Source organism: Arthrobacter sp. NPDC092385 (assembly GCF_044755105.1).
Lineage (GTDB): Bacteria > Actinomycetota > Actinomycetes > Actinomycetales > Micrococcaceae > Arthrobacter_D.
On the sequence record NZ_JBIVQL010000010.1, the window covers coordinates 80279 to 92794 of the forward strand.

The window sequence follows — 12516 nt, forward strand, 5'->3', positions numbered from 1 at the left end:
TTCCGGCCGCGGTTCGACCCATGGCCGAGGGGATGCCGACTACCCTGAGTCTATGGTGGCGGACGGACAATACCCGGAATATTGGGAGGCTGATGTCGTCCTGCGTGACGGCGGGACGGCTCACCTGCGGCCCATCTCGCCGCTCGACGCCGACGCGGTCCAGGCGTTCCACGTCCGCCAGTCGCAGAATTCGATCTACCTGCGGTTCTTCACGTACAAGGCCAAGCTCAGCGCGAAGGAGCTCAAGCGCTTCACCGAGGTCGACCACCGAGACCGCGTCGCCTTCGTGATCACGCGCGGCGAGGACATCATCGGGATCGGCCGCTACGACCGCCTGGACGATCCGCTCGAGGCCGAGGTCGCGTTCAACGTCTCCGACTACCACCAGGGCCGGGGGGTCGGCTCCATCCTGCTGGAACATCTCGCCGTCGCCGCCCGGGAGAACGGTATCCACCGCTTCTCCGCGGAGGTCCTGCCCGAGAACCGCAAGATGATCACCGTCTTCGCGGAGGCCGGCTACGAGGTCGAACGGCACTTCGACGACGGCGTCGTGATGCTGAGCTTCGACATCGACCCCACGCGCAGGTCGCAGGCCGTGATGGAGGCGCGCGAGCACCGGGCCGAGGCGAGGAGCATGGCGGAGCTCCTGACGCCGTCGTCGGTCGCCGTGATCGGCGCGAGCCGCGAGTGGGGGACGGTGGGGTACGAACTGCTGGAACACCTGATCGACGGCGGCTTCACGGGACGCGTGTACGCCGTCAACCCCGAGGCCTTCGAGCTGAACGGCATGATCTCCCATGCCTCGCTCGCCGAGGTGCCGGAGCCGGTCGACCTCGCCGTCGTCGCCGTGCCCCACGAGCAGGTGGACGCCGTCGTGGACGAGTGCGCGCGCGCAGGGGTGAAGGGACTCCTCGTCGTGACGGCCGGCTACGCGGACGGCGACGGCGACGGGCTCGCGCGGCAGCGCGCCCTCGTGCACAAGGCCAGGGCGCACGGCATGCGCGTGGTCGGGCCGGCGTCGCTCGGCCTCGTGAACACCGACCCCGCGATCCGGCTGAACGCGTCGATGGCGCCCGACCTGCCCCAGCGCGGCGCCCTGTCGCTGTTCAGCCAGTCCGCCGGCCTCGGCGTGCTCCTGTACGCGAGCGCACGGCGCCGCGGCCTCGGGGTCTCCTCGGTGATCTCCGCAGGCAACCGCGCTGACGTCTCGGGCAACGACGCCATGCAGTTCTGGGAGGACGACCACACCACCCGCGCCGTCGGGCTGTACTTCGAATCCATCGGCAATCCGAGGAAGTTCTCGCGCATCGCCCGTCGCCTCGCCAGGACCAAGCCGGTGATCGTCGCGAAGTCCGACGTCACGGGGCTGCAGCTCCCGCCGGGCCACGCCGTGCGCACCACGCAGGCGCCTCCCGGGGCGCTCGACTCGATGCTGCGGCAGTCCGGCGTCATGAGGGTCGAGACGACGGAGCAGCTGATGGACATCGCGCAGATCGTCGCGAGCCAGCCGCTGCCGCAGGGCCCGGGCGTGGCCGTCTTCAGCAACTCCTCCGCGCTGGGCAAGGTGGTGGCCGACGGCGTCGTCTCGCAGGGGATGACGGTCGCCCGGCTGGACGCCGACCTCCAGCTCGACACCGGGCAGTCCGTCGCCCTGCCCGCCCTCGCTGCGACGGTGGCGGATGCCCTCCGCGACCCGGCGGTCCACGCCGCGGTCGTCACCACACTGCCCGCCCGGGGACTGACCGCCGACGCCGTGGCCGCCTGCCTGCAGCAGTGCGCCGAGCAGGCAGGCAAGCCCGTCGTCGCCTCCTTCACCGGGATCCTCGACGCGGGGCTGCAGCTCGACGGACTGGTCGCTGCCACCGCACCGTCGTCGTCCCCGTCCGCGAGTGCGCCCGATCCGGCGGACGAAGGGCCTGAGCCCGTGCGCGTGCCGCTCGACGGCGCAGCGTCGGGGTCCCGATCGCGGCCGGAGTCCGCCGGACCGGCACCCGAGGAGTCCAGCCCGGTCCTTCCCCTGCAGCGCGGACTGCCGTGCTTCCCGAGCCCCGGTGCGGCGCTCGCCGCGCTCGGCGCCGTCGTCCGGTACTCGCAGTGGCGCACGCGCGACCACGGCGAGTTCCTCGACCCCGAGGGCGTCGACGCCGACGAGGCCGTGCGCGTGCTGGCGGCCGTCCGGGAACGCGTCTCGGACGTGGAGCTCACCCGCCTGACGCCGGACGAGTGCGGTGCGCTGCTGGGTGCGTACGGCATCATCCTCCTGCCGTCGGCGCGCTTCACCTCGGTGGACGAGGCCGTCGCCCAGGCCGAACGCCTGGGGTGGCCCGTGGCGCTCAAGACCATGGACGAGCACCTGCGGCACCGGCTCGACCTCGGCGGTGTGCGGCTGAGCATCGACAGCCCCGAGTCGTTGCGGCGCAACATCGCGCAGATGGAGAAGGTGCTCGCACCGTTCGGCAGCTTCGGGATGGAGGTGCAGTCCATGGCGCCGTCCGGCCAGGCCTGCAGCATCCGTGCCATCGAGGACCCCCTCATGGGCCCCGTGGTGTCCTTCGGCCTGGCCGGCGACGCCGTCAACCTGCTCGACGACTGGGCCCACGGGGTACCGCCGCTGAGCACCGGGGACATCGCGGATCTGGTCCGGGCGCCGCGCGCATCGCGCAAGCTCTTCGGCTACCAGGGCCTGCCCCCGGCCGATGTCGCGGCGGTCGAGGACCTCGTGGCCCGCGTTGCCCTCCTGAAGGACAACCATCCCGAGATCGCGAGGCTCGACCTCAACCCGGTCCTCGTCGCGGCGTCCGGCCTCACCGTCCTGAGCGCGGCGATCGACGTCGGCAACCCGCAGCGCCGCACGGACAGCGCCCGCCGCGCCATGCGCGACTGACACCGGGAGACGTCGGCAACCCGCAGCGCCGCACGGACAGTGCCCGCCGCGCCATGCGCGACTGACACCGGGAGACGTCGGCAACCCGCAGCGCCGCACGGACAGTGCCCGCCGCACCATGCGCGACTGACACCGGCTGGTTAGGCACAACGCCGCCCGGTGGGGGAAACTGGGGGCATGACCCCATCGCTTTCCGCGCAGTGGCGTGACCTCGATGCATCGCTCGAGCGGGCAGGCTTCTATCCTCGGCTCGTGGCCGACGTCGTCCACGACGCCCTCGACGGACGCGAGCCGCTGTCCCATGTGGCCCACCTGGAGACGCACTTCGAGCGCACCGAGGTGCACCGGCACATCACCGTCCTGGTGCTCACCGAGGACATGCTGGTGATCACGCACGTGGACGACCAGCAGCTCGACGACGCCGGCGAGCAGGTCATGGCACAGGTCTCGACGGAGTCCGTCCCCGTCAGCCAGATCCGCTCGGTGGTCCTCAGCTACCTGTACGCCCAGCCGCAGGACTACAAGCCCAGCGACCAGGTCCGTGAGATGACGCTCGCCATCGCCTGGTCGGGAGGGCAGCGCCTCGACATCGGGCCCGCCAGCTGCGGCGACCCCCAGTGCGACGCCGACCACGGCCTCACCGGCACGGTGGCACAGGAGGACATCGTGCTGCGCGTCAGTGCCGAGGCCGACGGCGTCCAGGCGGTGCAGAACGCGAAGGGGTTCGCCCGTGCCCTGCGGAAGGTCAACACTGCGAGCCCGGCGTCCGGCGGATATGTCGCCGCTCCCGAGACGACGCCGCGCCGCCAGCCCGGATTCGGCGGACGGTTCAACCGGGCGCACCACCAGCGGTAGCGGTTGATGGCTTTCCTGCACACGGAGCCCCTTCCGGCTCCGCCGGCGTACGGCGTGTCCACCGTCGCCGAGGTGATGACGAGTTCGGCTGCCGCCCTCGGCGTCGACGGCTTCACCAATGCCCTGTCACTGCCCGCTTCCCGTCGCATCGCCGTCGTGATGGTGGACGGCCTCGGCATGGCGCTGCTCCGGAAGTATGCGGCGCACGCGCCGTTCCTGCGGGAGAGCCTCGACTCCGCCCGCATCCTCTCTTCCGCGTTCCCGTCGACCACCGCGGCGTCTCTGGCGAGCCTGGGGACCGGCCTCGAGCCGGGGCAGCACGGCATGGTGGGCTACGACGTCCTCGATCCCGCCCAGGGCCGCGTGGTGAACATGCTCGGCCGGTGGGACGCCGGAGTGGACCCGCTGGCCTGGCAGCCACACCCCACGGTGTTCGAGAGGGTGTCCGACCACCTGCCCGTGGTCACGGTGAGCCAGCCCCGCTTCGCGGAGTCGCCGATGACCCGCGCGGCGCTGCGGGGCGGGAGCTTCGTGGGAGCGAGCACCATCCATGCGCGCATCGACGCCGCCGCGGAGCACCTCGCCAGGGTGCCGGCCATGCTCATGTACTTCTACGTCAACGACCTGGACAAGGCGGGCCACCGGCACGGCATCGACTCCCCGGAGTGGGTGCGCACGCTGGAGGACCTGGACGCCGCACTCAGGCTCCTGGCCCGCCGGGTGCCGTCCGACACGCTCCTGCTTCTGACGGCGGACCACGGCATGGTGGACGTCCCGCCCTCCCAGCGCATCGACTACTCCGAGCGCGCGGACCTGCTGGAGGGCGTGGCCCAGACGGGTGGCGAGCCCCGCATGCTCCACCTGTACCTCGACGCCGGGCTGTCGGCGGACGCCCGCGGGGCGCTGGCCCTGCGCTGGCACGAAGCCTTCGGCTCGCGGGCCTGGATCCTCACGCGCGAGGAAGCGATCGACCACGGGTACTTCGGTGCCGTCAGTGCTGCCGTGCTTCCTCGTATCGGTGACCTCCTCGTCCTGGCCCGCGAAGGGATCGCCCTCATCGACGGGCGGCGCGGGCAACCCGCGGCCTTCGAGATGGTCGGACAGCACGGTTCCCTCACCCGGGCTGAGCGCGACATTCCGCTGTTGACACTGAAGAAACCCGCCGGCGGCCAGCGCCGGGGGAGCAAGGGGACCCGCCGTGGCTGAGCTGTTGTTCTTCTCCGGGACCATGGACTGCGGCAAGTCGACCCTCGCGTTGCAGATGGACCACAACCACAAGGCCCGCGGGCGGCGCGGGATCCTCTTCAGCTCGCACGACCGCGCCGGCGCATCGATGATCTCGAGCCGTCTCGGACTGCAGGTCCCGGCCGTCGAGGTCTTCCCCGACACCGATTTCTGGCTGGAACTGACGCTGCGCCAGACCATGGGTGCGCGGATCGACTATCTCATCTGCGACGAGGCGCAGTTCTACACCACGGACCAGATCGACCAGCTGGCACGCATCGTGGACGAGATGGACATCGACGTCTTCAGCTTCGGCATCACCTCGGACTTCCGCACGCGCCTCTTCCCCGGCTCGCAGCGCCTGATCGAGCTCGCCGACCGCGTGCAGGTGCTGCAGGTCGAGGCCCTGTGCTGGTGCGGCAAGCGGGCCACCCACAACGCCCGGACGGTCGACGGCGTGATGGTGGTCGAGGGCGACCAGATGGTGGTGGGCGACGTCGACCAGCCGCTGGACCAGGATTCCGCCGCGACTCCCGCAGCTGGTGCTGACCTGCCCGGAGACGCGGATCGCGAGCAGGCCGTCGGCTACGAGACACTGTGCCGACGCCACCACATGCGCCGGCAGACCTCGAGGACATCGCCGTCGCTCTACTCCAACGAGGTGCCGCTCCCGTTCGAGGAGCGGACCGCTCGCCAGGTCGGAAGCGGTGCGACGCAGTTGCAGGGAGCCGATCCCGGAGCCGGCGGCGCCTGAGCCCGCTCCGGTCGTGCCGCACACCGCGTAGCCGGGTCGTGGAGCCAGGTGGTGGAGCCGGGTGGCGCCTGGGAGCGCGGGAAGGCCGCGTCCGAAGGGCCTGGTCCCGCGCTAGTCTCCCTTGCGCCCGAAGACGATGTCGTCCCAACTCGGCACGCTGGACCTCTTCGGCTTCACGCGGCGCTCGGGACCCGCCTCGGCGGCGTCCTTGCCGGGCGCCGTCCCCGTGTCCTTCCCTGAGTCCTTCCCTGAGTCCTTGCCCGTGTCCTTGCCCGTGTCCTTGCCCGTGACCTTGTCCCGTCCCCTCCCCGGGGTCCGCCCAGTGGTCCGTGCCGCGTCCCGGGACGCCGCATCCCGGGGTGCGTCGCCCGCGCCCGTGTCCGCCCTGCCTGCAGCGGGGGGCTGCAGCCGGGGCGTGGGCTGCGCGAAGATGCTGATCTCGCGCGTGTCGGTGCTGACGCCGTCGTACAGCTTCGGCGTGCCGTCCTGGTTGTGCGTGGGCTCCGCGCCGTCGTCGAGGAGGTCGTCCTCCGCGGCGCGAGGCGCCAGCGACAGGCCCGGCACGAGCACGTCCTGTTCCTCGGGAGCATCGGTATCCGCGCCGTCGTCGTTCCTCGGGTGCGCTGCGGGGATGCCGCCCCGCGACAGCAGCTCGGCGAGGGCGTCGTCGCCGTCCTCGTCGGCGCCCAGGCGCTGCCCGCGCCGCGACCGCAGGACGTCCAGCAGACCGTCCTGGTCGGCGTCCGTCGGTTCCGGCGCCTCGTCCTCCTTCTCCGCCTCGAAGTCGAAGACGCGGTCCGCCACGGCGCTGAGCCGGCGTGAGGGGAGGGGGCCGTCGAGCGGCTCCAGTTCGCTGAGCACCTGGGCCCACCGGTTGCCGTTCGTGACGGTCTTCCGCGTGGGGTTGTAGGTCCACTGCGCGGGCGGCTGCTCGCCGAGATCGACGGTCGAACCGTCGGGCAGGTCGAAGGAGGCCTCCACGTGCCAGGAGCCGTCCTGGCGGCGCCACGAGTCCCATTCGAGAGAGGCCGGATCGATCCCGTAGCTCTGCACGCGGAAGGCGACCATGTCGCCGAGCAGTGCCGGGCTGTCCCCGAAGGCGGAGCGGTAGCCGTCGTGGCTGGGAAGCGGTGTCGCCACCTCAACGCGCTGCGCGAGGTAGGCGACGTAGTCGCGCTCGGCACGGACGGGGCCCTCGTAGCGCTCCACGTGGGCGAGGTCGAGGCCCGATTCCGCGGCGACCTGCTCCGCCGTCGCCCCGGAGCGGATGCGCGACTGGATGTCGCGCGGCGTCAGGTGGACCGGCGTCTTCGCAGGCTTGTGGCGGGGCTCATCGGGCACGGCGGGCGCAGGTGCCATCGGCGCTCCGGCCGCCCGGGTGCTCGCGGCGCGCAGCGCATCATCGATGGGCAGCCGATAGGGCGCGCCCTGCTCGCCGCTCAACAGCAGATGTTCGCCATCCTCATGGACACCCACCAGGCGTAACTCCTGCATCAGATCCTCCAGCCGACAATAATTCCTAGGGGAAACTTTGCCATTGAATGGCAGCCTTTCCTACTACGCGGTAAGGCGTGGCGGGCGGCGCAGCAGGAGCGGGCACAAATCCGGGCTTCCCAGCGTTGTCGCAGCCGGAAGGGCACTTGCCGGTACGGCCAGACATGATGGAGCGTGAAAAGACAGGTATGGCACGAGATGACCACGCGTCGCGCAGGACGGGCGACGACGGCGCAGACACCCGCAGCGGCGGGCTCCAGGAGCGCAGTCCGGTCCAGCAGACCGCTCCCGGGACGGCATTCACGGATGTGTTGATCGACGACGACGAACTCGAGGCGGCCGATTCCTTCGACCTGCCCGGCGCGGATCTCTCCAGCGAGGAGATCTCGGTGCAGATCCTCGCGGCGCAGGCCGACGAGTTCACCTGCGCCTCGTGCTTCCTGGTCCGCCACCGATCGCAGATCGCCCTCGACCGGGGCGGGCAGCTGTACTGCATGGACTGCGAGGGCTGACGGGCCTCGGTCCCGATCCGTGGGCGGGGACGATCAGCGTGCGAGCGCCGCGACGAGGCGCTCGGGAGTACGGGAGGACGCGAGCCAGTAGGGCGTACGGTCCTCGGGATCGGTGACCTCGATCTTCACCACGGGCGAGATCCAGCCCCGGATGCAGAGGTAGGCGAGCCCGTGGAGGCCGGGGCCGCGCTGGTGGGTGGCGTCCTCCCCGGTGAACCACTCCACCGCCCCGAGGTACTTCCGCTCGATGCTCGCGCGCCCGACCGTCAGGGTCGTGCCCGTGACGGTGATGCGCGGGGTCGACAGGATGAGCAGGGTGAAGACGATGATCGCGACCACGATGGCGGCTCCGTAGCCGACTTCCATCGAGATGGGCGCGAACATCACGATGGTCGCCGAGGAGAAGCCCGCCGCGATGAGCCAGATCCAGGGCGAGGGCCACAGCCGCTCCTCGTACAGGACGGCCTGGTCTGGTGAGTTCTGGGGTGCTTCCCCCGGCGCGCTGGACATGACACCAGCATTCCACCAATTGCGTGCGGTCTCATCCCGGCCGCCACGGCGCAGCGCGCCGGGCAGGGGCACCGACGCGCCCTGGCAGGCACGCGCGAACCTCCGCCGAGGGCGGCCCGAGGGCGGCGGAGGCGAGCCGAGGAACTGTCAGCTGCCGCTCCGCCAAAGGCGCTAAAGTGGGGGGCTGGTAACCGGATAGCTTGCGTGGGAGATGCGGTCAATGGGTACACAGCAGGACCTCCCGGTCCAGATCTTGATGCTCGACGACGGTCTCGAGCCACCTGCCTACGCCACCGACGGCGACGCGGGTGCGGACCTGCGCACCGCCGTCGACGTCGTCCTCGCGCCGGGCGAGCGCGCGCTCGTCCCCACGGGGCTGGCCCTCGCCCTCCCGCGCGGCTACGTGGGCCTCGTCCACCCGCGCTCGGGCCTCGCCGCACGGCACGGCGTCACCATCGTCAACGCCCCCGGCACCATCGACGCCGGGTACCGGGGCGAGGTCAAGGTGTGCCTCCTCAACACCGACCGGAACGAGACCGTCCGCTTCACGCGCGGGGACCGCGTCGCCCAACTCGTCATCCAGCGGGTCGAACACGCGGTGTTCGAGATCGTCGGGGAGCTGCCCGAGAGCGTGCGCGGTGCGGGTGGATTCGGCTCGACCGGGGGTCTCGCCACCGCGGGCCCCCATTCCGCCGCCGCTCCGGCACCGCTGCCCCTCACGGGCGGCTGACGGCGCCCCGGGGCAGGAGGCCCCGGAATGCTCCACCGAAGATCGCACCTACTCGAGCACGAAACCCAGGAAAGGAACCCGGACATGGCTTTTGGGCGCCTCAGGAAGAAGAAGCAGGACGAGGCCGGGGCCTCGGTCACGGAAGACGCGGCGGCGCCAGGCGAGGAAGCGGAACCCGCCCCCGAACCGCAGGAGGCTCCCACCGACGCTGCTGCGGAGGAGGGCACCGGAGACACCGTTCCGGCGCCGCCCGCTCCACCGGCCGGCCACGTCTCGAGCGCGGATTACGACCGCGCCACGCTCGGACCGTTCGACGTCTCGGAGCAGGACACCGGGAGCGGCTACATCGATCTCGGTGCCCTTCGGATCAACGCGACCGAAGGGCTGCAGCTGCGCCTCGAGGTCGAGGAGCGCAGCAAGCGCGTGATCGCCGTGACACTGGACCTAGCGGGCTCAACGCTGCAGCTCCAGGCGTTCGCCGCACCCAAGACGGAGGGGCTCTGGGACGAGATCCGGGAGCAGATCGGCACGTCGGTCGGCTCCCAGGGCGGGACGGTCGAGGAACGGCCCGGCCGCCTCGGGACCGAGCTCCTCGCCAAGCTGCCTGCTCAGACACCGGACGGACAGGCCGGCTACCGCGTGGCCCGATTCGTCGGCGTCAACGGTCCGCGCTGGTTCCTCCGCGGCGTGTTCGGCGGACCGGCCGCCCTCGAGCAGGGCGCCGCGGCACCCATCGAGAAGCTCTTCCGCAGCGTCGTCGTGGTGCGCGGCGACCACCCGCTTCCTCCGCGCGAGCTGCTGCAACTCCGCCTGCCGAAGGACGCCACGGCCGGCCCGCCGGCCGCGGCGACACCCGCGCGTCCGGATCTCAACCCGCTCGAGCGCGGCCCCGAGATCACCGAGACCCGCTAGTCCCCCCATGCCAGCGCGGCAGTACGCACCCGGAGCCACCGGTCCCCAGGGGCCGGTGGGCCGGTCCGTACCCGCGCCGCACCGTGCTGCAGCGCCGTCGAAGCACGCGGCTCCACCGCCGACCGTGCGCACGGTGGTCCCGGAGGCACTGCCCGAGCGTGGCAGGATCAAGGCGCGCGGTGTCATCGACAGGATCACCATCGCACCCGTGACGGCCTCGCCGTCGTTCTCGGTCCTCGCCAGGATCGACTGGAACGGCACGCCGGAGGACGTGCGCATCGTCTGGATGGGCCAGCGGCGCGTCCCGGGCATCGAGGCCGGAGTGGCCCTGCGGTTCGAGGGGATGCTGAGCCGGGTCGGCGGCACCCCCACGGTGTACAACCCCCGTTACGAGATCATCGGCCGCCCCGAGGAGTACGAGTGAGGAACCCGACATGAGCCATCCGACGGACGAGCCCGGAGCCGTTCCGGATCCTGCGGACGGTGCCGGCCCGGCAGCCGGGAACCAGGGTGGGCGGCAGCCGGGACCGACGGCGGCCGAACTCGCGACGCAGTATGCGGCGAGGTCCGGCGTGCGGCGCGACGACGACGGGCGGATCGACGTGTTGTCCTCGATCGGCGGCGTGCAGGGCCTGGCGGAGAGCATCGCGCCGGGGCTGGTCTTCACGGTCCTCTTCACCTTCACCATGGACCTGCGGATCTCCCTGATCGCGGCACTGGCGGTCTCGGCGGTCTTCACGGCCATCCGGCTCGTCTCACGGACACCGGTCACGCAGGCCCTCGCCGGGCTCGTCGGCGTCGCCTTCTGCGCCTTCGTGGCACTGCGTACGGGCAACGCGGAGGACTTCTTCCTCCCCGGTTTCTTCATCAACGGCGCGTACATCGTCGCGATGGCCGCATCGGTCCTCTTCCGCTGGCCCTTCGCGGGCCTGATCTTCGGGTTCATCCGCAACGAGGGCGTGGAGTGGCGGAGGGACCCGGCACGCGTGCGTGCCTATTCCACCGCGACCTGGATCATCGTGTCCGTCCTGGCGCTGCGCCTCGTGGTGCAGGTACCGCTCTACCTCGCGGAGAACGTCGCAGCCCTCGGCTCCACGCGCGTGGCCATGGGGCTGCCGCTGTACGCGCTCGGCCTCTGGCTCGCGTGGATCGTCTCGCGTCCGCGCGTCCGGGCCGATACGTCGGGCTCCGTCGGCACCGGCTCCGGCGGCATCCTGCCGGGGAGCTAGCGGGGGTCTTCGTCGCTGCGTGCGGAGAGGGCCACCCGCAGTTCGTCCTCGGCCGCGATGGCCGCGAGGAAGAACATCTCGTCGCCGCCCTCCACCACGTCGTCCGGGCTCGGGGTGACGGGGGAGTCGTCCCGCAGCACGGCCACGACGGCGCAGTCCTCGGGCAGGAGGATGGAGCCGATCGTCCCGCCGACCAGCGGCGAATCCTGCGGAACCGTGAATTCGACGATCGAGGACACCCCGGTCTGCAGCGTGAGCAGGCGCACCAGGTCGCCGATCTCCACGGCTTCCTCCACGAGCGCCGTCATGAGGCGCGGCGTGTTCACCGCCACGTCCACGCCCCAGGAGTCGTCGAACATCCAGTCGTTCTTCGGGTTGTTGACCCGCCCGACCGTGCGGCCCACGCCGAACTCGCTCTTCGCGAGCAGCGACACCACGAGGTTCACCTTGTCGTCGCCCGTCGCGGACACGACGACGTCGGCCTCGTCGAGGCGTGCGTCCTTGAGGGTCGTGAGCTCGCAGGCGTCGCCGATCAGCCACTTGGCGCCCTTCAGCCCGCTGCGCCCGATCGCCTCCGGTTTCTCGTCGATGAGCAGGATCTCGTGCTTGTTGCCGAGCAGTTCCCGGGCGATCGAGGACCCGACGCTTCCGGCCCCGGCGATGACGACCCTCATGGCTTCTCCTCTTTCGGCGCGGCGGCGAGGATGCGCGTGATCTCGTCCGTCGCCGTCGTCTTCATCATGGCGTGCAGGATGTCGCCCTGCTGGTAGCTGGTCTCCGCCGTCGGCAGGATGCCCTCCCCGAAACGGGTGAGGTAGGCGATCCGCACGCCGCTGGCGGCCTCGATGCTGCGCAGCGAGCGGCCGAGCCAGGCATCGCTCACGGCGAGTTCGGCGAGGATCAGGCGGCCCGAGGTCTCCCGGAAGTCGCCGTTGATGGTCTGTTCGGGCAGGATGCGCCGCAGCACCTGGTCGGCGCTCCACCGCACGGCCGCCACGGTGGGGATGCCGAGGCGCTGGTAGATCTCGGCGCGTCCCGGGTCGTAGATGCGCGCCACGACGTGCGGGACGTGGAAGGTCTCCCTGGCCACGCGCGTGGCCAGGATGTTGGAGTTGTCCCCGCTGGACACCGCCGCGAAGGCGTACGCGTTCTCGATCTCCGCGTACTTGAGGGTCTCCCGGTCGAAGCCGACACCCGTGACCTTGCGCCCGCCGAACGAGGACCGCAGACGGCGGAAGGCGCGGTCGTCCTGGTCGATGATCGCCACCGAGTGACCGGATTCGTCGAGTGTGTGGGCGAGGCTCACGCCCACCCTGCCACATCCCATGATCACAAAATGAGCCACCGGGGGCACCCCTGATTCCTGGTCTAGATCCTGCTGTTCCCTGCTGTTCCCTGCCGTACCAGCACCA

Annotated in this window: 13 protein-coding genes; 9 read left to right on the forward strand and 4 right to left on the reverse strand. The window is 71.0% G+C overall.

Annotated features, from left to right (window positions below):
• The first annotated feature begins 52 nt into the window (after positions 1-52).
• The 4 genes from ACIQCY_RS13665 (at position 53) to ACIQCY_RS13680 (ending at position 5717) form a co-directional block, all read left to right on the forward strand.
• Positions 53-2884, forward strand: a complete 2832-nt coding sequence (locus tag ACIQCY_RS13665; protein ID WP_400484438.1) for a GNAT family N-acetyltransferase — start codon at positions 53-55, stop codon at positions 2882-2884.
• 177 nt (positions 2885-3061) lie between these two features.
• The gene (locus tag ACIQCY_RS13670; protein WP_400484439.1) at positions 3062-3739 is read left to right on the forward strand and encodes a DUF5998 family protein; all 678 of its coding nucleotides are present in this window, start codon (positions 3062-3064) and stop codon (positions 3737-3739) included.
• Positions 3740-3745: 6 nt separating this feature from the next.
• A complete protein-coding gene (locus ACIQCY_RS13675; protein WP_400484440.1) occupies positions 3746-4945 on the forward strand; it encodes an alkaline phosphatase family protein in 1200 nt (399 codons plus the stop codon).
• On the forward strand, positions 4938-5717 hold the full coding sequence (locus tag ACIQCY_RS13680; RefSeq protein WP_400484441.1) for a thymidine kinase: 780 nt from the start codon (positions 4938-4940) through the stop codon (positions 5715-5717). Before ACIQCY_RS13675 ends, ACIQCY_RS13680 begins: the two co-directional genes overlap by 8 nt.
• Positions 5718-5828: 111 nt before the next feature.
• Here ACIQCY_RS13680 and sepH read toward each other — a convergent pair whose 3' ends face one another.
• Positions 5829-7211 carry a septation protein SepH gene (sepH, locus tag ACIQCY_RS13685; RefSeq protein WP_400484442.1) on the reverse strand — a complete coding sequence of 461 codons (1383 nt, stop codon included), beginning with the start codon at positions 7209-7211 and terminating at the stop codon, positions 5829-5831.
• 188 nt (positions 7212-7399) lie between these two features.
• On the opposite strand from sepH, the gene ACIQCY_RS13690 reads away from it, so the two are divergent.
• The gene (locus ACIQCY_RS13690) at positions 7400-7723 is read left to right on the forward strand and encodes a DUF4193 domain-containing protein (protein WP_400484443.1); all 324 of its coding nucleotides are present in this window, start codon (positions 7400-7402) and stop codon (positions 7721-7723) included.
• Positions 7724-7756: 33 nt separating this feature from the next.
• Here the strand turns inward: ACIQCY_RS13690 and ACIQCY_RS13695 are convergent, their stop codons facing one another.
• Positions 7757-8233, reverse strand: coding sequence for a DUF3093 domain-containing protein (locus ACIQCY_RS13695; protein WP_400484444.1), 477 nt, complete (start codon positions 8231-8233; stop codon positions 7757-7759).
• Positions 8234-8444: 211 nt separating this feature from the next.
• On the opposite strand from ACIQCY_RS13695, the gene dut reads away from it, so the two are divergent.
• The 4 genes from dut (at position 8445) to ACIQCY_RS13715 (ending at position 11104) form a co-directional block, all read left to right on the forward strand.
• A complete protein-coding gene (gene dut / locus ACIQCY_RS13700) occupies positions 8445-8963 on the forward strand; it encodes a dUTP diphosphatase (RefSeq protein WP_400484445.1) in 519 nt (172 codons plus the stop codon).
• Between the two features lie 84 nt (positions 8964-9047).
• The gene (locus ACIQCY_RS13705; protein WP_400484446.1) at positions 9048-9875 is read left to right on the forward strand and encodes a DUF3710 domain-containing protein; all 828 of its coding nucleotides are present in this window, start codon (positions 9048-9050) and stop codon (positions 9873-9875) included.
• A gap of 7 nt (positions 9876-9882) precedes the next feature.
• Positions 9883-10299, forward strand: coding sequence for a hypothetical protein (locus ACIQCY_RS13710; protein ID WP_400484447.1), 417 nt, complete (start codon positions 9883-9885; stop codon positions 10297-10299).
• 10 nt (positions 10300-10309) lie between these two features.
• Complete coding sequence (locus tag ACIQCY_RS13715) at positions 10310-11104, forward strand: DUF3159 domain-containing protein (protein WP_400484448.1); 795 nt, start codon at positions 10310-10312, stop codon at positions 11102-11104.
• On the opposite strand, the gene ACIQCY_RS13720 is transcribed toward ACIQCY_RS13715, so the two are convergent.
• Both ACIQCY_RS13720 and ACIQCY_RS13725 read right to left on the reverse strand, forming a co-directional pair.
• Positions 11101-11778 carry a potassium channel family protein gene (locus ACIQCY_RS13720; RefSeq protein ID WP_400484449.1) on the reverse strand — a complete coding sequence of 226 codons (678 nt, stop codon included), beginning with the start codon at positions 11776-11778 and terminating at the stop codon, positions 11101-11103. The two genes, ACIQCY_RS13715 and ACIQCY_RS13720, sit on opposite strands and share 4 nt — an antisense overlap.
• Complete coding sequence (locus tag ACIQCY_RS13725; RefSeq protein ID WP_400484450.1) at positions 11775-12449, reverse strand: potassium channel family protein; 675 nt, start codon at positions 12447-12449, stop codon at positions 11775-11777. Before ACIQCY_RS13725 ends, ACIQCY_RS13720 begins: the two co-directional genes overlap by 4 nt.
• Positions 12450-12516 lie beyond the last annotated feature (67 nt).

Coding starts and splice junctions, on each gene's coding strand:
- ACIQCY_RS13675 (WP_400484440.1), top strand. CDS start 3,746: ATGGCTTTCCTGCACACGGAGCCCCTTCCGGCTCCGCCGGCGTACGGC.
- ACIQCY_RS13670 (WP_400484439.1), top strand. CDS start 3,062: ATGACCCCATCGCTTTCCGCGCAGTGGCGTGACCTCGATGCATCGCTC.
- ACIQCY_RS13710 (WP_400484447.1), top strand. CDS start 9,883: ATGCCAGCGCGGCAGTACGCACCCGGAGCCACCGGTCCCCAGGGGCCG.
- ACIQCY_RS13720 (WP_400484449.1), bottom strand. CDS start 11,778: ATGAGGGTCGTCATCGCCGGGGCCGGAAGCGTCGGGTCCTCGATCGCC.
- ACIQCY_RS13715 (WP_400484448.1), top strand. CDS start 10,310: ATGAGCCATCCGACGGACGAGCCCGGAGCCGTTCCGGATCCTGCGGAC.
- dut (WP_400484445.1), top strand. CDS start 8,445: ATGCGGTCAATGGGTACACAGCAGGACCTCCCGGTCCAGATCTTGATG.
- ACIQCY_RS13665 (WP_400484438.1), top strand. CDS start 53: ATGGTGGCGGACGGACAATACCCGGAATATTGGGAGGCTGATGTCGTC.
- ACIQCY_RS13695 (WP_400484444.1), bottom strand. CDS start 8,233: ATGTCCAGCGCGCCGGGGGAAGCACCCCAGAACTCACCAGACCAGGCC.
- ACIQCY_RS13690 (WP_400484443.1), top strand. CDS start 7,400: ATGGCACGAGATGACCACGCGTCGCGCAGGACGGGCGACGACGGCGCA.
- sepH (WP_400484442.1), bottom strand. CDS start 7,211: ATGCAGGAGTTACGCCTGGTGGGTGTCCATGAGGATGGCGAACATCTG.
- ACIQCY_RS13705 (WP_400484446.1), top strand. CDS start 9,048: ATGGCTTTTGGGCGCCTCAGGAAGAAGAAGCAGGACGAGGCCGGGGCC.